This window comes from Bacteroides sp. BFG-637, assembly GCF_024793605.1.
Classification (GTDB): Bacteria; Bacteroidota; Bacteroidia; order Bacteroidales; family Bacteroidaceae; genus Bacteroides; species Bacteroides vicugnae.
This window is the reverse complement of record NZ_JANUPD010000002.1, coordinates 1,077,336-1,098,163: the sequence shown is the minus strand read 5'-3', so window position 1 is coordinate 1,098,163 and position 20,828 is coordinate 1,077,336. Positions and strand designations below refer to the sequence as shown.

General features: G+C 44.8%; 15 protein-coding genes and 1 pseudogene. 1 reads left to right on the top strand and 15 read right to left on the bottom strand.

Translation table 11 applies throughout. The features are described 5' to 3' along the window. Positions 1 to 120: 120 nt before the first annotated feature. Genes NXX38_RS04775 through NXX38_RS04760 form a run of 4 tightly spaced genes read right to left on the bottom strand, consistent with a single transcriptional unit; the run spans position 121 to position 7,416 of the window. Positions 121 to 1,272 (bottom strand): TlpA disulfide reductase family protein, encoded by a 1,152-nt coding sequence (locus NXX38_RS04775; RefSeq protein WP_258978697.1) that lies wholly within the window; start codon positions 1,270 to 1,272, stop codon positions 121 to 123. 18 nt (positions 1,273 to 1,290) lie between these two features. Further along, entirely contained in the window at positions 1,291 to 2,244 is a 954-nt protein-coding gene (locus NXX38_RS04770; protein WP_258978696.1) for a hypothetical protein, read from the bottom strand. A gap of 24 nt (positions 2,245 to 2,268) precedes the next feature. Beyond that, positions 2,269 to 3,891 (bottom strand): RagB/SusD family nutrient uptake outer membrane protein, encoded by a 1,623-nt coding sequence (locus NXX38_RS04765; protein ID WP_258978695.1) that lies wholly within the window; start codon positions 3,889 to 3,891, stop codon positions 2,269 to 2,271. A gap of 18 nt (positions 3,892 to 3,909) precedes the next feature. Continuing rightward, positions 3,910 to 7,416 carry a SusC/RagA family TonB-linked outer membrane protein gene (locus tag NXX38_RS04760; RefSeq protein WP_258978694.1) on the bottom strand — a complete coding sequence of 1,169 codons (3,507 nt, stop codon included), beginning with the start codon at positions 7,414 to 7,416 and terminating at the stop codon, positions 3,910 to 3,912. A 207-nt stretch (positions 7,417 to 7,623) separates the two neighbouring features. Between NXX38_RS04760 and NXX38_RS04755 the strand changes: the two genes are divergently transcribed. Then, positions 7,624 to 7,809, top strand: a complete 186-nt coding sequence (locus NXX38_RS04755; protein ID WP_234133724.1) for a hypothetical protein — start codon at positions 7,624 to 7,626, stop codon at positions 7,807 to 7,809. 8 nt (positions 7,810 to 7,817) lie between these two features. Here the strand turns inward: NXX38_RS04755 and NXX38_RS04750 are convergent, their stop codons facing one another. The 11 genes and pseudogenes from NXX38_RS04750 to metG form a co-directional block, all read right to left on the bottom strand. Then, positions 7,818 to 8,948: a TlpA disulfide reductase family protein gene (locus NXX38_RS04750; RefSeq protein WP_234133725.1), complete on the bottom strand. Its 1,131-nt coding sequence runs from the start codon at positions 8,946 to 8,948 to the stop codon at positions 7,818 to 7,820. Positions 8,949 to 8,965: 17 nt separating this feature from the next. Beyond that, positions 8,966 to 10,132, bottom strand: a complete 1,167-nt coding sequence (locus NXX38_RS04745) for a FecR family protein (RefSeq protein ID WP_234133726.1) — start codon at positions 10,130 to 10,132, stop codon at positions 8,966 to 8,968. A 75-nt stretch (positions 10,133 to 10,207) separates the two neighbouring features. Beyond that, positions 10,208 to 10,717, bottom strand: coding sequence for an RNA polymerase sigma-70 factor (locus tag NXX38_RS04740; RefSeq protein ID WP_234133727.1), 510 nt, complete (start codon positions 10,715 to 10,717; stop codon positions 10,208 to 10,210). 1 nt (position 10,718) lies between these two features. Next, positions 10,719 to 11,468: a glycosyltransferase family 2 protein gene (locus NXX38_RS04735; protein ID WP_258978692.1), complete on the bottom strand. Its 750-nt coding sequence runs from the start codon at positions 11,466 to 11,468 to the stop codon at positions 10,719 to 10,721. Beyond that, a pseudogene (locus tag NXX38_RS04730) lies at positions 11,461 to 12,727 on the bottom strand (glycosyltransferase family 4 protein). Before NXX38_RS04730 ends, NXX38_RS04735 begins: the two are co-directional and overlap by 8 nt. Positions 12,728 to 12,737: 10 nt before the next feature. Further along, positions 12,738 to 13,856, bottom strand: coding sequence for a glycosyltransferase family 4 protein (locus tag NXX38_RS04725; RefSeq protein WP_258978691.1), 1,119 nt, complete (start codon positions 13,854 to 13,856; stop codon positions 12,738 to 12,740). Beyond that, positions 13,829 to 14,851, bottom strand: a complete 1,023-nt coding sequence (locus tag NXX38_RS04720) for a hemolysin activation protein (RefSeq protein WP_258978690.1) — start codon at positions 14,849 to 14,851, stop codon at positions 13,829 to 13,831. Before NXX38_RS04720 ends, NXX38_RS04725 begins: the two co-directional genes overlap by 28 nt. Beyond that, on the bottom strand, positions 14,848 to 15,711 hold the full coding sequence (locus tag NXX38_RS04715) for a phosphorylcholine transferase LicD (protein WP_258978689.1): 864 nt from the start codon (positions 15,709 to 15,711) through the stop codon (positions 14,848 to 14,850). Before NXX38_RS04715 ends, NXX38_RS04720 begins: the two co-directional genes overlap by 4 nt. Positions 15,712 to 15,790: 79 nt before the next feature. After that, positions 15,791 to 16,852 carry a hypothetical protein gene (locus NXX38_RS04710; RefSeq protein WP_258978688.1) on the bottom strand — a complete coding sequence of 354 codons (1,062 nt, stop codon included), beginning with the start codon at positions 16,850 to 16,852 and terminating at the stop codon, positions 15,791 to 15,793. Beyond that, positions 16,839 to 18,296, bottom strand: coding sequence for a lipopolysaccharide biosynthesis protein (locus NXX38_RS04705; protein ID WP_258978686.1), 1,458 nt, complete (start codon positions 18,294 to 18,296; stop codon positions 16,839 to 16,841). Before NXX38_RS04705 ends, NXX38_RS04710 begins: the two co-directional genes overlap by 14 nt. 72 nt (positions 18,297 to 18,368) lie before the next feature. Then, entirely contained in the window at positions 18,369 to 20,408 is a 2,040-nt protein-coding gene (gene metG / locus NXX38_RS04700) for a methionine--tRNA ligase (protein ID WP_258978685.1), read from the bottom strand. Positions 20,409 to 20,828 lie beyond the last annotated feature (420 nt).

Here is a 20,828-nt window from a genome sequence, read left to right as displayed (position 1 = left end):
GAGAATATACGATGGTATTCATGATAAAAAAACAGCCCTGCTGCCAGTTAAAGGTAACAGGGCTTTCTCAATCATGCAATTATTTGTAGGGTATTGGGGATTGTGTCATGATTGAGTACCTTATGAATGTGCGAAAAGTTCGTCTATCTTTTTCTTGAGTTCTTCTCCGCGTAAATCTTTTGCTATAATTTTTCCCTCCTGGTCTATGATATATAATTTAGGGATGGCATATACCTGATAAAGTTGTGCAATCGGGCACTTTTTCATGCCCTTGAGGGATGATACATGAGCCCATGGAATCTGTATTTTATCAATGGATTTTATCCATGCTGTTTTTGAATTATCCATGGAGATACCCACTACCTTTAGTCCTTTATCCTTGTATTTTGCATAGATTTCTTTTACAGTAGGCATTTCTGCTATACAAGGAGCGCACCAGGAAGCCCAGAAATCGAGAATAACAATGTGCCCCTGCAAGCTTTTGAGCGAAAGTTCTTCTCCGCTGACAGTCGGTAATGTGAATTCGGGCGCTTTTGTTCCCGGAGCTAAAGCTTTCATCTTGGCGATACTTTCCTTTAGTTCGATTCCTTTCGGAGAGTTTCTGGCCTTTTCTCCCATACGGTTGTAGAATGCCTCCGTCTCTTCTATAGGAATACCTTTCAGTAGATTCATGGTAATGAAGTAGGGGGCAGCGAGGCAGTTTCCGTATTGGTTTAGAAAATCATTCTTCTCTTTATCACGTGTGTCAATACATTCCTGCAGTTTTATTCTTTGGGCTTGTTCATTCTCGGAGTCACCGTTTGCTTTCGCACGTTCGGCCTCTCCCTCCAGACCGCCCATCGATATCTTTCGGATAAAGTCATTCCCCCAAAAAGATAGAATATTAGCGACAGCAGCATGCTCTATAGTGTCACCTACTATTGTGAAAGCTGCATCGGGATGTTTGTAGTAATATTTAATGTCCTTGATATTGACCGTTGCCGGGCGACCGTCTCCCATGAGAGTACGGAATCCTTTATCTCCTTCAATGGTAATCGAGAGAGGTTGCATTTCATTTAGATTTCCCGCTAGCCGATATGTTCCGTTCGAAGCTACAATGGCGGAATCGATACAGGTGCTTTCCGGTGTTCCGGATGGAAAAGCATTCAAGTATACCTTTTTGCCTTCAGCTCCTGTCCATGTTCCGGAGATTTGGTAGGGAACCTGTGCAAATATGGTGCTTATCCCCGATATATAGAGGAAGAAAGCTGTTATTAATGAAGATTTTATCATATAGTCTTATTGGATTATTTAGTCGTTAAAGTAATCTGACGGATACGGGTCGTCCGGACACGCTTCATTCTGCATTGCTATGGGGTCCATCATAAGTACGTTTTTGATGAAATTCGCCACGAGTAAAGCACGCTGCTTGAGGATTTCAAAATCTGCTCTTGCAAATATTTTATCCATTTTTGATTTGGGAGTGGTAAGGATGAACGAAATATATTGTCCCAGATCGTTGGCTATGTTGTTATAAGGGGGAATAATCAGATCATTGTCCAGGTATATTTCTCCATCTACATAGGTATTTGCATATAAAGAATATTCTATGTTCGAGAATTCTCCTTGCGGGTCATCTTCTATATCCAGCATATAAGACCATGGTTGCTGTAAACTTCCGAATTGCTTGATGGTATAATTCTCCTTAAATGGTTGGTATATGGAGTTCAGGACAAATCCAAGCACATTGGTTTGTAATGTATTCCAATCTCCTTCTGTCCATGTATCCATTTCTTTTCCCAAATGGGCTATGGCAACTCCATGAGTCTCTACCTGCATTACATCTTGCAACCGGCTTTTATCATAAGTCACCGTGTTGCAGATAGAGTCAACGAAGAATATGCGGAAAGGCAGATATTTCTCAATGAATGTATCCGGATATTTTTGAAATGCCTTATCTTTCAGGAAAAGGGTAACGTCACTAATATAGTGCTTGTATTCTGCTTTTACGGGAGCATACCAGTAATTTCTTGAACTCGACCATCCGAAAGCCAGATCCGATCTGTTAAAATCATATAATATTCTACTCCCATATTTTTCATAGAAAGCATTGATATTCGCATCTTCCGGTGCATCAGACGGATCATAAATTGTTTTTCCCAATTCATCTATGGGCGATAAAGAGTCTTCGGAACAAGCAAATAGCGTCATTAGTGAGATGACGGTGCTGCAAAGTAAGATGTTGTATATGAATCTCCTAATCATAATCCTTATTTATTTTAGTCGTTATTATTCAAGGCTTCCAGATGAAGAAGCTCCAATGGTTTCGCGGAAATTATTAATAATAGCTGTATTATACGAGGTCTCATCTTTCGGAATTGACAATACATAGTTCGGGCTATTATTCTTTAGTTTGTATACTTCATAATTCTTCTTGGTACTGAAAAGCCAATGTTCCTGTGCCGGCATTCCTTGACGGCGCATATCCCAGAAACGCATAATCTCTTCAAAGCATAGTTCTCTTCGGCGTTCCTGCCAGATGAACTTAATCAGATCTTCTTTGCCGGAAAAATCGGCTGCAGTTTTCTCTGCATTCGGGCTGCCGGACTTATATTTCTTTACCCGCAGTTGGTTCAGAATCCTGATAGCATCTTCACTGACTCCGTTTGCTTTCTGTGCATAGGCTTCTGCCAGATTCAGATACAGTTCGGGAGTTCTCCATGCCTGGCTGGTATAGTTATTACCCGAACGGGCATCGTATTTCAGAGTGAAATATTGACCAACGTAATATGACGGTTTTTTGGCCGTACCATATTTGTAGTATCTTCTTATGAAGTATGCCAACTTACGCAAGTCATCTTCATCATACAGGTTTATTAGTGCATTGTCTCCTGTCCATGATGTATGGAACCCGAATTCATAGTACCTTAGATTAGTGTCAGTGGAAGATAGATAATCCAGTATCTTATTATCATTCCGACCGAAAGCGAATATGACTTCATTCAGGTTGGTATTATTGGCACAATAAGAAGGACCTTCGAGTCCAATATCCTTAACTCCTGTACTATTAAATCCAAGGAGTGCCTCTTTTTCGTCATTAAGATTGTAAATCGACTCATTCAGATTCAGGAACTTTTGGGCAGCCTTGATAACTCCATCCCAATCATTCTGAAACAATGCAATGCGTGCTGCCAGGAAATAGACAGCTTCGGGAGTGATCTCCATTTTGGAAGCTTGGGTATCGGCACCTTCCAGATGTTCCTGCGCTTTCTTGATGTCATCGTTGATTAGAGCATATACCTGCCCTATGGTAGCGCGTTCATGAGAAGTCACTTCGATTTCTGAAGATGTCTTGAGCACTACACCCGGTTGATTCAGGTTCTCCGTAGCATAAGGTAAAGCGTAAGTGTTGACTAGACAGAAATAATGGTAGGCTCTAAGAGTATATGCTTGAACGGCAAGTTTGTGATAGAGTCCCGTTTGCGTTTTTTCAGCATAAGTCATAGTAGGCAGGGCTTCTATGATAGTATTACATGCCAGGATATTGCTGTATCTTCCGCTCCAGAATAAGTCGGAAAGATTCTCCTGATAATCCTTTTGCCAAATGAATGCATTCTGACCATAGCCGGCTTTGGGGTCGATGCCCTCTTCCCAGTTGGTCACTTTGCTGTCTCCTACCATTTCCGTATCATAATCCAAAGGCCCCATTTCCACATCATCCGTCATTAGGTTGACGAAGGAGATTTGGGAATTGAATTTATCGGGATAACCCTCTCCAAGCAGGATGGGAGCATAATCGTCTACTGATTTAGGGATCAACAGGTCCGAGGAGTCCTCTTTCAACAGATTATCACAGGAGAAAAAAGATATTGCGATAATGCATGGTAAAGTGTATTTCGATATTTTAAGCATTGTTCTTTGTTTTAGTAGTTAGAATGAGATATTTACTCCTAAGCTGTAAGTGGGAAGCTGGGGAATTCCGGTTCCATTAGTTTCCGGGTCCAGACCATTCCACTTCTTATCTGCAATGGTAAAGAGATTGGTTACCTGCATTCTCAACATCAGGCTGCTGATATTAAGATGGCTGATAAGATGCTTTGGAAAAGTATAGCTTAAAGCAACCATTTTAAGTTTCAGGAAGTCGGCTTTAGCCACACGGATATCACTGTAATTATACATTTGATAGGCCGGGATAGCTACCCCTTTTGTCGAGTCGAATGTATCGTATACCTTACCTTGTTCGGTGGAAAAATAATTATCCTGGGCATTACTGTTGAATGCAGTCGGAAAGACGGTCTGGTCGCCCGCCTGTTTCCATGATGCCAGCCAGTCGGTGCTTAGGTTGGATAGCGGATCAATATAATAATTATTTCCGGTGAAATAATCAGGAATACGTGCCACACTTCCTATACTATAAGTAAAATTCATCGAAAGCGAGAAGTTCTTATAGTTGACTTGTGTATCAAATCCTCCTGTTAATTTAGGGAAGATAGAGCCGCAACGCACTAATGACATATCACTCTTATTCCCTTTGATGGAAACTTTTCCATCCTTGGTATAGAACATCGGATAACCGATATCTTGATTCAAACCTGCAAATTCGTAGGCATATAGTGAGCCGATAGGTGCTCCCTCGACTGCTAACGTACCTGCCAGCATCTTATTCACTACTTCTACGTCGCTCATATTTTCGGGATTGGCGTAGGTGATCTCATTGACATTGCGACTGAAGTTGACTCCCAACCGCCATTCCCAATCTTTGGTTTTCAGCAGTCCGGCATTGATAAAGCCCTCGAAACCTTTGTTGGTCATTTTACCCGCATTGTAATATAAGAGACTTCTTCCGTTGGAAGAGGCAACAGCTTTGCTCATGATAAGGTCGGATGTCTTTTTGCCGTATATATCGAGCCCTCCGCGGATTCGTCCCTTGAGGAGAGCGAAGTCGACAGCGACGTTCCATGAGTGTGTTTTCTCCCACCGCAAATCAGGGTTGGGCAATTTACTGATTTTGGATATGGGAAGTCCCAGGATATTATCTCTGTCACCTGTGGTTACAATCAGATAGGGAGTAGAGTCTTCATGGATATTTCCCTGAATACCGTATGAGGCTCGTAAAGACAACACGTTCAATAATGAGATATCTTCCATGAAAGCTTCGTTCATCAGGTTCCATTTTACGGCGAACGAGTAGGTAGGCAACCAGCGGTATTTCGGGTTACTTCCGAATTTATTGGAGCCATCCGAGCGGAAATTGGCGTTCAAGATATAACGTTCATCGTAAGAATAGGAGCCCACCCCATAAAAAGAGGCCACCTGTGTAAAAGAGTTTGTGTTGGACGGATCAGTTGCGTTCTTTTCGGCATAATCTGCAATGTATTTGTCTGTCATTACCGGGTTGAACTGCTCCCCGAAGTCCGGAATCCATCCATATCCTGTGGAAGAGAATCCTTTATAAGCAACTCTTCGTGTCTCGATACCTCCCATCAGAGTCACGTGATGAGCATTTTGGAGAAGTTGGTTATAGGTAATCTGGTTTCGGATGGTATAACCTGTCTTCCGGATATTGCTTTGTGCCAGCCTGCCACCGTAGGGGAGTGCGGAGGCCCAATAAGCGTCATCGTATGCAGTATACCTGCCATAGTCATATTCCCTGATTTTTCCTATTTCGTAAGATTCTGCGGTAGCCCAGTCCCGGGTATACGTATTTCCATTCTGCCAGGAGAAAGTACCCTCATAGGTCAGCCCGCGGATCAGTTTGACATTCAACTGTAACAGAGCGTTGAAGTCATCCATCTTGGATGATTTACCGGTGTTTTCCAACTCTTTGAGTATGTTGTAACCCACAGATTCCGTTCCAAGTGCTCCCGATTTCTCATAAGTCATGTAATAAGAATCATCTGTATTGTAGGCAGGGATGGTACGTGATTTGGTATAAGCGTAATCGAACGGATTCACTCCTGTGGCATAACCGCTGTTGGAAGTCGTGGTGAAATCAATTTTAGTCATAAAACTGATATGTTTGTTGATTTCTGCCGAGAACTTAGCCAATGTCGTGAATTTCCGCGAGTCGGACTGCTTGGATGAACCCTGAATGTCCTGATAGCTTGCGGACACATAATAAGTGACTTGATCTGTTCCGCCCGATACATTGACATTATGAGTTTGGGTAATACTGTTGCGGAACAGATGGTCGAACCAATCGGTATTCCTTACCTGCATGTCGGATACTTGCGTTTTGAATTCATCCAATGTGATATCTTTATTCATAAGTGCTTCATAAGAAGCCTCATACGTAGGGCCATAAGGCACGCGGCCGAAAGTATAGCCCGCATCTACCAGTTGTTTGGAGAATGCTACACGCTCTTGTGAATTCATCAGATGGTAGTTGGAGTAGGACGGGCGGGTGTTGACCGTCATATTGCCGTTGTAGGTAATGATTGGTCTGCCTGCTTTTCCTTTTTTGGTCGTAACTACGATTACTCCATTGGCTGCTTTCACACCATAGATTGCGGTTGCGGATGCATCTTTCAATACAGTAATGCTTTCAATATCCTGTGGGTTTACTCCGGAGATGGCGTTACCGATTAGATACTCTGCATCCTCACTGTTGATGTCGGAAGCAGTGAAAGGAACATCCTGCTCCAGAATCACTCCATCCACTACCCATACCGGTGATTTATTACCATTGATTGTTGCATTACCACGAATACGAATCCTGGGTGTGGCGCTCGGCTCCCCCGAAGTATTCATCACTGCCATGCCCGGTATGGTTCCCTGAAGCATCTGGTCGATTGAACCGACTCCCTGTACCATGATGTCTGCCGCTTTTATCGATGAAACAGCACTTGCAGACTCCCGGCGATTCATCACCTGATATCCTGTAATGACCACCTCATTCAAGGTGGCATCACTTTCTTTCAGCATGATGGGAGATACTTTCTTGTTAGCAATTCCTTTTTCAACGGTAACTTTCACTTGCTTCATTTCCATTCCCAGATAAGAAATCCGGATGGTGTAGCTTGCATCATTTTCTATTAAAAAGCTATATGCCCCGTTTATGTCGGTAGTTGTCACCCACTTTGTTCCCTCAATGATGACGTGTGCTCCGGGAAGCGGCTGCTTGTTTTCGTCAATAACAACACCGTCCAATTGGCACAATCTGGCTTTTGCCGCGGCTTCCGGACTTCCGGGTTTTAAGGCAATCGTGATAAATTTGCCGTTTATCTTATACACCAGAGGTTTCTTACCGATCACTTCGTCCAGCGTTTCCGTAACCGTTTTATTCTTGATAATCCCTGTGACACCATAAACAAAAATGTCTTCATAGTTAAAGATAAACTTGTATCCACTTGCTGCTTCAATTTTTTTGAAAGCATCGGCCAGCCGTTCATTCTTGAACTCAAGTGAGATTCTCTTTTCACTTTGTTGCCCCTGCATAGTGGCGCTGAATGTTATTAAGGTTATAAATAACCATAACATTTTCGCCGCAAAGTGATTCCTTTTGTTCCTTTTGAAAGAATTAGTCCAAATTTTCACCATGATTGTGCGTTTAGTGTTTGATAAACTTTGTTCTTTTATTCCGATAAAACTCTCTCGAAAGCTTTTTTAAGGCTTCTATGTTTTTATTACGTTTCAAGAATCGGAATGGGTGATAGAAAAGATACTTTTTTTGAGAAAATATGTGCAATAGGTTTTAATATCTCTTTTTTGAATGGTTTTGTTGTGCCTGAAAGAATCACTATTCTAACAAAATGTAAAGTGTTAATGGATAAAAACTGCCATATGACTCCGTTGATGGTAGCTATATGGCAGTTTTTTAGTGCGGGATAATTGAAAAATTATTTTGTGAAAAGTTCGTCCATTTTTTCAGCAAGTTTTTCTCCGCGCAAGTCTTGTGCTATGATTTTTCCTTGTGCGTCAATGATGTACATACGCGGAATTCCTGTCACCTTGAACCGTTGTGCTACGGGACATTTCCATCCTTTTAGCGAAGAGACATGTTGCCAGGTCAGCCCTTTTCTTTCGATGGCACCTTTCCAGGCCGCTTCTTTCTCGTCCAGTGATACGCCGAGTATTTCCAGACCTTTGCCGTGATATTTCTCGTAGATTGCTTTCAGATTGGGCACTTCTGCCAGGCAGGGGCCACACCAGGAAGCCCAAAAGTCGAGCAACACAATATGTCCGCGGAGATCGTACAAGGAAAGCTTTTTTCCGTCGGGGGTAGTCAATTCAAAGTTGGGGGCCATACCGCCTATATTCACCTGTTGCATATCTTCCATTTTCTGCTTTAGGGCTACTCCGGGAGCTGATTTCTTTACCCGGTCTGTTAGGTTATCATAGAAAGCCTGTACCTCATCCAGCGTCTGGTTAGTCATCAGATAACGCTCAAAGAAATAGGTTGAGGTGATATCATTGCGTGTTGAGTCCATATAGTTTTGCACTGATCTTGTAATCAGGCTGTCTATCATGGCTACTTTGTATTTGGCAGAGTCGATAGCGGTAGTGTCTTTCGAGTCCAACGCCCGCGACAGGGTTATCATTTTTCCCAGCTGGAAGAAAGAAGCGGTGGTAGAAAGAGTTTCACCCGATTTCAGAACTTCCTGTTCGCGATCCCCTTTGACTGCTATCTGACAGGTATTTCGTGTTCTTCCTTTCTTATCGGTGACTGTTTTTTCTTGGATGGTGACTTGAAGCGGGGTGGTGTTGACAAAGATTTCGGCTTTGTTTCTGGGACTGCAACTGATGGCCATACGTTGTTCTTCTTTTACCTGTCCTTTCAGTGAAAAAGAGAAATCTTGGGCAACCTTTACCGAATCAACGGTTTGCAGGCTGTCGGCTGTAATATATTTCTGTAGATAAACCGTTTTTCCAGCTCCGTTGTTCCAGGTTCCTTTGATCTGATAGGGCACTTGTGCCACAGTCATTGAAACGGCTGGCAGGAGAATACAAAGTCCATAAAATCTTTTCATTTTCATCATTCTCGTTTTTATAGTTTACTTATGGTAATCCGGCTACCCTCGAGAGTAGCCTTTACTTTTCCTACCTGATTGAGAAGTTGAAGAACCTGTTCCGGTTGGTTGGTGCGTTCCGCCCAGAAGTTGAAATGATAGCGCATGGAAGCTTCGTCCGTGAAAACAATAGTTAGGTTGTACCACCGTCCGATAGCTTTCATTATTTCTGCCAGTTCTGCTTCCCTGAAACAGAATAAATCATCTTTCCAGACTACGTATTCATTGATGTCCACTTTGCGCGGGATTAGCAACAAATCGTTTTCATCCAGAGGTACATCTTCGCCGGGAGTGAGCTGTAACTCATTTTCTTTCTGGGTGTCGGATACGATGACACTGCCTGATACGAGTGTCACGTGCCGGTTTTCATGCGGATAGGCCCGGAAGTTGAATTCCGTTCCCAATACCCGAGTTTCCGCAGTTCCGCTTTTCACAATGAAAGGGCGGCTGGCATCTTTGGCTACATGGAAAAAGGCTTCACCCTCCAGTGTCACTTTTCGTTCCTTACCGGTGAAACGGTTCGGGTAGTGGAGCTTACTTTCCGCATTCAGCCAGACTTCGGTTCCGTCTTCCAGTACGAGTTTGAAATTCTTTCCCCGTGGCGTGCTTAATGTATGCGTAACCACTTCTTCCTGCACTTCTGTGTCGTTCTGGTAAATAAGGGACTCGGCTTCCAGCAGAGCCCCTGTCTCTGCTAATAATTGTTTGTTTGCCCGATCGGTTATCGATACAATATGTCCGTCACCGGTCTGTAGTTCTATATCTTGTACTCCATCAGAAGCAGGAAAAACAATGGCTGTTTCTGCATACGGATTTTCTTCTTCTGTAGTGGAAAAGATGGAATAACCTATTACAAGCAAGGCGATGGCTGCCGCACTTGCCACCCATACATAATATTTCCGGATGGATGAGACTTTGGGATGCGGGTCTATCCGTTTCCAGGCTTTCTCTATGTCCGGTGCCATTTGCGGGTTCAGGTTCATCAAGGCTTCCCGGTTATCCATCATTTCCTGGAACAGGGCGTGATGGGCTTCCTCTTCGAGCCAAGCAATGAATTCTACCGACTGGCGGAATTTCCAATCGTCCAATGCCCGTAAGGCATATTCATAATCTTGCTCCAGTATGGGTTGCTCTTCAGTTTTCATATTCTATATATTATTACGTTATACCATCAGAAAAGGGTGACAAGAGAAACTTTTTTTTGTTCCTCCATGCTGTTTTTATTCCCCAGTCTTACTCCTGATAAAGGATAAAGCTCTGGATATGTGCGTTTTTACGGTGTTGATCGTAATATCCATTTCTTCTGCTACTTCTTTATATTTTTTTCCGTGGAGAAAACAGGCTTCGAAAACTTTACGGGTTTGCGGGGGAAGCTGGTTGATGGCGGACATCACCCTGGAGATGCGCTCCTGATGATCTTCGTCATCATTGTTTTCTTCCCAATGCTCGGCAGTTTGAGAAATATTAGATGCGTATCTGCTTTTTACATCACAGTGGCGCAGATAGTCGATACAGCTGTTGCGGACGAGTGAATATAATAAAGGTAGTGGTGAAACATCTCCCACTACCGTGTCGTAGTTTTCCCATAAATAACTGAAAGTGTCTTCAACGATATCGTCGGCACATTCCTGATCGTTGACGAGATTAAGGGCGTAGAAATATAACCGTGAATAGTTTGCCCGGAACAAAGCTTCAAAGTCTTTATACTTCTTCTCTTTTGAATAAGTCATATCAGTGTCGGGTTGCTAACCGCAGAACGAACCATGCATGATGCGCCACGGTTCCAATCAGCCCGTAGTGCTTTGCCATGATCCTAAATCTTTCTTTGAGGGATGCTTTCTGATTCCGGGTAGTCATTCCCTCCTCCAGATAGTCGATGATTGTCAGGTGAGTATTGTGCAAAGTACGTGCTTTTTTCATGATGCGGATGCACCAGTCGAAATCTGCAGAAAAGCGATATTGCAGATTATATGGCTCTACAAGCGTGTGGCGGGGGAAGAATGCCTGGTGGCAGACTAACATTCCCTGTTTGAAACTTTTCCAGGTGAGCGTTTCAGGGGCGGACAATCTGCGCATCCGCAGGAAATGCCTGTCCTTGTCTACGATAGCGGTTTCCCCGTAAAGTATATCAGGTAGTTCGTTGCCGTTAATGGTGTGCACCATTTGTTGCAGAGTGTCGTCTTCATGAAAACAGTCGCCTGCATTCAGGAAACAGAGATAATCACCGCTGGCAAGGGCGATTCCTTTGTTCATGGCGTCATACAGTCCTTTGTCCGGTTCACTGACGACGGTGTGTATGTGTGAGCGGTAGCGGTTGATAATAGAGAGGGTTCCATCCTTGGAAGCTCCGTCCACGATAATGTATTCTATATGATGATAGGTTTGTGCGATAACACTTTGAATTGTGTCTTCCAATACCTTTTCAGCATTGTACGTTACCGTAATGATAGAGAACTTAGGAGTAGGATGGACACTATGCATATTTCCCCGTTATTTTATTGTAGACATCTGTGTATTTCTTTGCAACGATGCTCTCCGAATAATTACCCAGCACTTTGCGGCAGGCCTGTGCGGAGAGTTCGTTATATCCCGGTTCCGTCAATATCCAATGTATGCCGTTGGCAAAATCTTCCGAAGATTTGTATTGTGCCACATAGCCGTTGTGCAGATGATCGATCATTTCGGGGATACCTCCCACATTAAAACCGACACAGGGCACTCCGCAGGCCATTGCTTCCATAATCATATTGGGAAGATTCTCTTCCAAAGACGGGATGGCGAAAAGGTCTACGGCATTGTAGATATTCACCACTTCCATGCTCATTCTTGATATAAGGGAGCGGGTATACATGGAAAGGAAGTTGTTCCTGCAATTGCTGCGATTGGTTGCCGAATACGACTACACCCAATGAGTCTTTCCATTCCGGATGTTTTTCTGCCAACAGTTTGCAGGCTTCGATTAAATAGTCGACTCCTTTGCGTTTGTCGGTGATCTTTAGCGAACCAAATAGAACCAGTTTCTTACCTTCCGGCAGCATGAACTTGGCACGCGCTTCCTTCTTGTTCATAGGTTTAAACAGGTTGGTGTTGATGGCGTTCGGTATATTGGTGACGCTTTTTCCTTCGAACAATGCACTGGTCTGTGCTTGTTCCTTCAGCCAATGGCTGCACGTGACGAAATGAATGGGAGCGTAGCTGTATAACTTCTGTTTTTTGTGGAACGTGCGATAGGATAAATCTTTTCGTCCCCCGCCTTTGTAGATGTACGGACAGTCATGACATTCCTGCTGATAGTTGTTGCACTCCCGCGCGTAATGGCAGATGCCGGTGCATGGCCACATATCATGCATGGTCCAGACTACGGGTTTGCCGGAGGTCAGTATCTTTTGTATATCGTTCAGTGAGAGCATTCCCTGGTTGATCCAATGCAGATGGATCACGTCGGCCTGGCGGAATTCCGGGAGTGAGGTGATGTCTGTACCTGTGTTGGCGATGTCTACGTCGAACAAATGGTAGCGCCGGAAACGGTTGGCGCTCCAGATCACGATACGTTCCCACATGAACTTCCACACTTGCAGCCAGTTGCTTTTCAAACGGACGACGCTGATCTGGTCGGTCTGCTTGTCGCGCACCAGCATTTTGGCTTTGATACCGTTGTTTTTCAGTGATTCCAACAATCGGCTTGCTGCGATGGCTGCTCCTCCTATTCGTTCAGATGTATTTATAATCAGGACTCTCATGGGCAAAAGTTTATGCAAATGTACGGTTTTTAGAGGAAATGTTTGATATTTCCAGCAAGCTTTCTGCTATTTCGCGTGAAAAGATTTCGAGGTTGAAACGTTCTTCCGCCAGTTTGCGGGCATTCTCTCCCATGCGTCGTGCCTCTTCGGGGTGGTCGGCGATGTAGCGGATAGCGTCTATCCAGCCTTGTACGTCGTTATATTCTACGGTGATGCCTATTCCTTCCTTGTCGATGTCTATTTCGAAGTTGGGGTTGCGCGAACAGATGACGGGGATGCCGAGGGCGAATGCTTCCACGAGCGTGGTCAGTCCTACGGTATAGGGGAAGTCCAGACAGCAGATTACGATGCAACTTTTGCGTGCCACCAGTTTCCCCAGTTCATAGGGAATCACTCCGTCGGTATAATGGATGTGAATGGAGTCGGGCAATGCATACGGGTCGATGATCTTTTTATAGTTGATGTTACCGCATGAGACGGCAATGTACAAATCCAGTTTCTCGTTCGTTGCGGCAAATGCTTGGAGCAAGGTATCTACGTCCCGGTTTTCTTTGCCGGTGGAGATAAATCCTTCGGGCTTCCGGTCGGGCATTTCTGCAAGCAGGTGGTCGTAGAAAGGAAGATCCGGTCCCCAATGGATGAGTTTCAGTTTGTGGGACGGTGCTTTCCGGGTTTTCTGCGAGTCCTGAATCAGTTTCCGGCTGAATAGGAACATTTGGTCTATGCCTTTGTAGAAAAGGCGGGAGATTTGTTCGCGCCACGGTTTGGGATTGGTCACGACTGCCGTATGATGCCAGATCACGATAGGTTTGCGATACAGTCCCAGGGCACGGAGGAAGATGACGGGTTCTATGCCCCGGAAAGAGGTGGCGTAGAGGACGTCGTATTTCTCCGTGCAGAAGAGAATTTCTTTGGTGGCGTAAAGCATGAGTTTCAGACGACCGGAGAAATATTTGCATTTGTGCATCACGGAGTGTATTCCGTAATTCTCCAGTAAAGGAAGTCCGTATAGGATATGTCCGGGGAATTTATATTCTTTCCATTCCTCGTAGCTTTCCCGCGTGAGGCGGGTATGGTAAAAATAAATAGTAAGCAACTTATTTAGTGGTGCTTGTTTCTTTTCAGCCATTTGTTGATTCGGTTTTTGACAGCTTTCGTAATGAGGGAGAAATTACCGTATTTCAGGTTGAGGAACAGTTCTTCGAACGAACGTCCGATCTTGATCCACGGATGATCCCAGCCCATGATGCGGTAAACGCTCTCTTTGTAGGCAACGTTTTCGATGACGTAGCGGGGATGTTTCAGTGGAAAGTCCACCTCATAGCGCTTCATCGTGAAGATGCGGCGGTAACCTTTGGGCAGGGTATGAATCGAGCCGGCGAAGTGGGTGGAATCTGCCGTTGCTCCGAGGTTGTTGATCATGTTGCGGGTAGGCACGATGCTTAGTCCGGAGTTGAACAGTATGGAGGCGTGGAAGATTGTTTCATAAAAGGCTTTCTGCTGTTCCCGGTGACGCTGGCACATGTAGATAAAGTCGCTCCGGAATTTGCGTTCCTTGATAAGCTGTTCCAGTTGTTGCATGTTGAAGGAGTCGTCCAGGAAGCTGTAGAACTCATCCCATTGGTCGACTACCCGTTTCCAGCTTGCCCATCCCCAGATGGAGAAGGTGGTGGTAAAGAAATAGTCGTAGGGCATGTCTTGGGTGATTTCTTCGGGGTTAAATCCGGCAATCATGCTGATGCGGGTGTCATGTTCGTATTTATCCAGCATCTCCTTGCAGAATTGGAAAAAGGAGACGGCGGGCACATCGTCGTCTTCCAATACGATGCACTTGTCGACTTTCGAAAAGGCCCATTTCTGCGAAATGTATTCCGAAGGGTCGCAGCCGAAATTCTTTTCCTGATAAAGCCGTTCTACTTCACATTCCCAGTCTATCTGTGATACGATTTCACGGCAGGCTTCTATTCCGGGCAGGTCACGTTCGTTTCGTGCTCCGTCCTGATAGAGGAAGAGGCGGGACGGACGCGCTTTCTTCACTTGCTCGAACACTTGCGATAGTTGTTGCGGTCGGTTGAAGAACAGGATAAGTACCGGGACGTCTACTAAAGCGGATTTCATATTCATAGTTCTTGTTTTGAGGTTGTACTGAACGACAGGGCGGCAGGATAGTGGTTGTTCACTTTTTCCTGCTCTTCTTCTGTAAATCGATGCAGGGTTGGATAGTTGTAACGCAAAAATCCTTCCAGGTCATCGGGAGCGGTCACTGTGAGAGGCCCGAATTTCACCGGTTGCAGGTGGCGGATGCTTTCTACGGTTACGTGGTCGGCAGTGGCCATTACGTTGTTGTAGTAACGGGTGTTTCGTGAGTTGAAACAGCTTTGAACTGACACCAGCATGCGGTAGATTGCTTTTTTAGAGAAAAGCAGGTCGACCACCCTGTTTAGGAAACAGGAGAAGGCTCCCCGGTTTGTGGGGTTCTCTATTTCGCATGTACCGAAGTGTTTCCACATCCATATCTCTTTTCCCATCAGGCAGCATTTGAGGAAGCCGAGTGTTTCGGATTGTATTTTTCGCAGCAGCTTGTTGTCGGGAATTTTGTCGAATGGGAATATATCGACAAAAATACCCGGATGCATCGGGACATTCTTGAACATTTCTTCTACAAAAAGGGTGTTGTTCTTCTTGACTTTGGCAAAATAATACGGGGTATGAGGGTCTGTTTCTATCCATGAAAGGAAGTAGGAAGGACCCAGTTCTCCAGGAGCCACTTTCAGAAATTTGTTGTAGTTCTCCCGCGTCATGCCTATGTCAATATCATCATCCCAGGGGAGGATCGCCTGGTCGTAGAGTGCACCGATGGCCGTGCCGCCAATCACAAAATAGGGAATGTTGTGTTTCTGACACACCCGGATGGTTTCTCCCAATATGTCGTAGAGTTCGGCATGTAATAAATCAAGCTCTTCGGCTGTATATTTCTTGTTCATCGGAAATGGTTAATGCACGTTGTGCTACAAAAGTAGTAATTATATTGCTAAGTTACTATAACTTTGAGTTACTATCATTTTAAGTTTCCTTGCATGTTGGGTTTCCTTGTATAAATTCGGTGGCCACTTGTCCGCGTCCCGGGATGGGGAGGACGGATGCTTGTGGGAAATCTTTGAGCAGACAGTCTGCCGGATGGATGTCCGGATAGAATTTCTTCAATAGGAATAGGCTGGGACCGGTGGTGATGCTTCCTATAAAGACGGAGGCGTCCATCAATATCTGTATTGAGGAAAGGAAACGTGTCATTTGTTTCTGTTTCAGCTCTTTGGTGGTTTGTGTGAAGGTGCTGTTGACATAGCCTTTTTCGTCGGGGCTGCAAAGGGTGCACCAGTGTATGTCCGGGGCAAGGGTTTTCACTTGTTCGAAAAGGCGGTAATCGTCCGTTAATACAAAGACGTCGCGTATGGCGGTCTTTTCTTTAATAAGCCGTATGTAGTGTTCCGGTGGAAGCAGGTTGGTTTCGGTGATCTTGTCTCCTCCCCGTATCTGGCATCCTGCGTATTGGGGCGGAAGTTGCAGGTCGGCGGCACATTGGCAACATTCCTGTGCGGTGGTGTCGTTGAGTTTCCAGGTGATTTCTGTCAGTTTTTGGAAGGTGTGGAGATAGTCACCGTCTATTCCCAGTTCGGGAATATGGAAATGCTGATTGGGGTTGAATGTCAGTTGAAAGTTGAGCAAGACTGGTTTGCCGTATGTGAAAAAGGCAATCGTTTTTCCGATGATGTTCTTACAGGTTACTTTCAGTTTCCATTTTAGTAACTTCGTCTTAGGCAGCTTTTTGTCTTTCATCAATGCCTGCCAGGAGGGGAGGCGATGGGTGTTATAGGTGTGATGAAACGGTTCGTGCACTTGCTCGCAGAAAGGGGCGAAACAATCTTCCCAACCTTTTTCCCATCCGAAGTTGGCGTCGTCGGAGTAGAGCTTGAACTGTATTTTGTGTTGTAGGCAATAAAGCATTGCGTGAAGCATATAGGTATATTCGGTGAAGAAACCGGCATCTATGCCTATGTGATAAATCATCGTCTTTTTGAAAGAACTATTCAGAAGGCGGTATCGGGTGGCAAGGTCATTTGGGTTCATGTGTCTTCTTTTTGATGAAATATTGAATGCTTTCTTTAAAAGTAACCGATCGGCTGCCCCACATGGCTGCTACGTAGAGTGCTGCAGCAAGCACTATCTTGCTTGCCAGGCGGAGATAAATATTCTCGATGGAGCGGGTGGTGTAATAGGTGATTACCATAACCGTAGCCGCAATGATAGCGTAAGGAAGTATGTCCATCAGGGCATGGCGAAGCTTCAATCCTATTTCCAAGTGTACGAAGTAGTGCCATGTCAGTAGCCACAATATGTTGATAGATACATAGACGGTAAGCATGGTAAAGATCCCGTAAGAGTGGGCTAATAGAACGCTTGACAGTAAGATGATGCCGAGCGCTATGGTGTTCCACATGTAGATGCGGGATTTTCCTTTACTGATAATCAGTTGTTGATAGAGGTATGCGATGGGAGCAAAGGCTCCGCTGATACACAGTATTTGCATGATTAATATGCTGGAATACCACTTGTCGGTGATGGTGATGATAATCAGCTCTTCCGATACGATTCCCAATCCCAACATGGCGGGAAACGAGACAAAAGCGGTGAAACGCAGCATTTTGCGGAATACCCGTTTTTGCCGTTCAAGGTCGTCGGACACTTTGGTGAGTACCGGTTGCGCTACTCCGTTTATCATGCCGGAGATGAAGAGTTGTCCCATGCCGCACCATTTATTGGCTTGGTTGTAATATCCTACTTCTTTTTCGCTGTAGAATTTACCTAATATCACGGAAAACAGATTGTTGTTGATGTGATTGAATACATTGGTAACCAGTAGTTTCCCACTGAATCCGAACATTTCCTTAATCGGGGTGAAGTTGAATTGCAAGCTCGGTCGCCAATGGGTGAAATGCCAGTAACAGGCTGTGTTGATGGTTACGTAAACGATGCTTTGCGTAGCAATACCCCAGTAAGAGAAACCAAAGTAGGCAAGAGTGACTCCGGTGATTCCGGACACGGTGAGTCCGATAACCGAAGATAATGCCCGCTGTTTGACCATCAGGTTACGCAGGAGATAGGCGCTGTGGGATATTCCCAGACTGGCAATGAAGAAGCCGATAAAAGAATAACGTGCCAGTGGTGTCAGTTCGGGAGTATCGTAAAAGTCAGCGATAAGCGGTGCACAGAGGAATAACAGCAGGTACAGCGACAGACTGATGGCCGCGTTGAACCAGAATACGGCATTGTAATCATTGTGCGTCACTTCTTTCTTATTAACAAGGGCAGCTGTGAAACCACTTTCCTGTATCGAACTGGCAATGAGGGAGAAGATGGCCAACATTCCCACCATTCCATAATCTGACGGAGTGAGCAACCGCGCGAGGAATATTCCGAAAAGCAGATTTAGCAATTGCTGTATGCCGTTGCTGAATCCTCCCCAAAATAGTCCTTTGGCTGTCTTTTCTTTTAGTGACTGATTCTCGCTCATATTATTTGCAAAGAATACATGAAAAGGCTATGCGTGATGATAGCTTTTCATGTATTCCCTATTCTAATTTTATTATTTTACTTCGCTACCTGGCTTCACTTCACGTCCCGGCATGATAACTGCCAGACTGCCGTCGTTGTTTTCGGCACTAAGAATCATGCCTTCGCTGACGATACCTTTCAGTTTGCGCGGAGCAAGGTTGGCGATGAAGCAAACCTGTTTGCCTACCAGTTCTTCCGGTTGATAATGCTTGGCAATACCTGATACGATGGTACGTGTTTCCAGTCCGTCGTCGATTTTGAATTGCAGCAATTTATCCGCTTTCGGCACTTTCTGACATTCAAGAATGGTACCTACGCGGATATCCAGTTTCTCAAAATCCTCGAAGGCAACGTTTGCCCGGATAGGATTGGCTTTGTAGTTGGCTTCCTCGTTTGCTTTCTTTGTATCGAGCAACTTTTGTACCTGTGCTTCGATAGTAGCGTCTTCAATCTTCTCGAACAATAATTCCGGTTTGTTCAACTGGTGGCCTACGGGAAGAAGGTCGTCACGTCCCAGTTCAGACCATTCGAAAGTATTCATGTTCAGCATTTTGCGGAGTTTTTCCGAGCTGAACGGCAAGAATGGGTCGAAGGCGATGGCAAGGTTGGCAACCAGTTGCAGGGAAATGTTGAGGATGGTTCCTACACGTTCCATATCTGTCTTAGCCAGTTTCCACGGTTCGGTGTCGGCCAGGTATTTGTTTCCGATACGTGCCAGGTTCATGGCCTCTTTCTGTGCATCGCGGAATTTGAATACGTCGAGCAGTTTTTCTACTTCTGCTTTCACGTCTGCGAATTCTTTCAGCGTTTCCTTGTCGTAGTCGGTTAAGCTGCCCTGTGCGGGTACGCGACCGTCGAAGTATTTTTGAGTCAGCACCATTGCACGGTTTACGAAGTTGCCGTATACGGCTACCAGTTCATTGTTATTGCGTGCCTGGAAGTCTTTCCAAGTGAAGTCGTTGTCTTTCGTTTCCGGTGCGTTGGCGGTCAGTACGTAGCGGAGTACGTCTTGCTTTCCGGGGAAATCTGCCAGATATTCGTGCAACCATACGGCCCAGTTGCGGGAAGTAGAGATCTTGTCTCCTTCGAGGTTGAGGAATTCGTTGCTCGGCACGTTGTCCGGCAGGATATAGCTGCCTTCTGCTTTCAGCATGGCAGGGAATACGATGCAATGGAATACGATATTATCTTTTCCGATGAAGTGAATCAGACGCGTTTCAGGATCTTTCCACCATGTTTCCCAGCTGTCGGGAAGAAGTTCTTTGGTGTTGGAGATGTATCCGATCGGAGCGTCAAACCATACATAGAGCACTTTCCCTTCTGCTCCTTCTACGGGAACAGGGATGCCCCAATCAAGGTCGCGGCTCACGGCACGTGGTTGCAGCCCCATGTCGAGCCAGCTTTTGCATTGACCGTATACGTTCGGACGCCATTCTTTGTGATCTTCCAGAATCCATTTGCGCAGCCATGCTTCGTGTTTGTCGAGAGGAAGATACCAGTGTTTGGTTTCTTTCATTACCGGTTTGCTACCGCTGATGGCGCTTTTCGGGTTGATAAGATCTGTAGGAGAAAGTGAGGTTCCGCACTTTTCGCATTGGTCGCCGTAAGCGCCTTCCGAATGGCAGTGAGGACATTCTCCGGTGATATAACGGTCGGCAAGGAATGTTTTTGCTTCCTCGTCGTAATATTGTTCGGACGTTTTTTCGATAAATTCGCCTTTGTTGTATAATGTTTTGAAGAAATCCGAAGCCAGTTGGTGATGCGTCGGTGAAGTGGTGCGGCTATACACGTCGAATGAGATACCGAATTCTTCGAATGATTTTTTAATCAGCGAATGGTAGCGGTCTACTACATCCTGTGGAGTAATTCCTTCTTTCTTGGCACGGATGGTGATAGGCACTCCGTGTTCGTCCGAACCTCCGATGAATAATACATCTTCTTTTTTCAGACGCAGATAGCGCACATAGATATCTGCCGGCACGTATACACCCGCTAGGTGACCGATATGGACAGGACCGTTCGCATACGGAAGTGCCGATGTGACGGTGGTTCTTTTGAATTTCTTTTCCATTATATAGTGTGATTTTTGTTGTTTTCAGCTTTGCAATGTGCAAAGATAGTGACTTTTCACCACAGATTACACGGATTAACACAGATTTTTCATTCTCATAGCCGTGGTTGTCTCATAAGAATGATGTAAACTTGATAGCTATTCTAACATAAAGCTATTTGCTGATATGTTGGATTTATTCTCACATGTTCTGTTTTTAAGATTAAAATAAAATATTAGTATCTAAATTTCGTTCTAATAAAATAAATGCTGTATAAGATATTGCAAGAATATGCAGAGATAACTAGGTGGCTTTGAATATAAATAAGCAAATATGTATAATTATTGGCAGAATTGAATACCGTTCCTTTTAAAGGAAGCTTCTGTTGCTTTTAAAGGAACGATTCATTGGTTAGAGAGAAACATGTCTTTGCTTTTAAA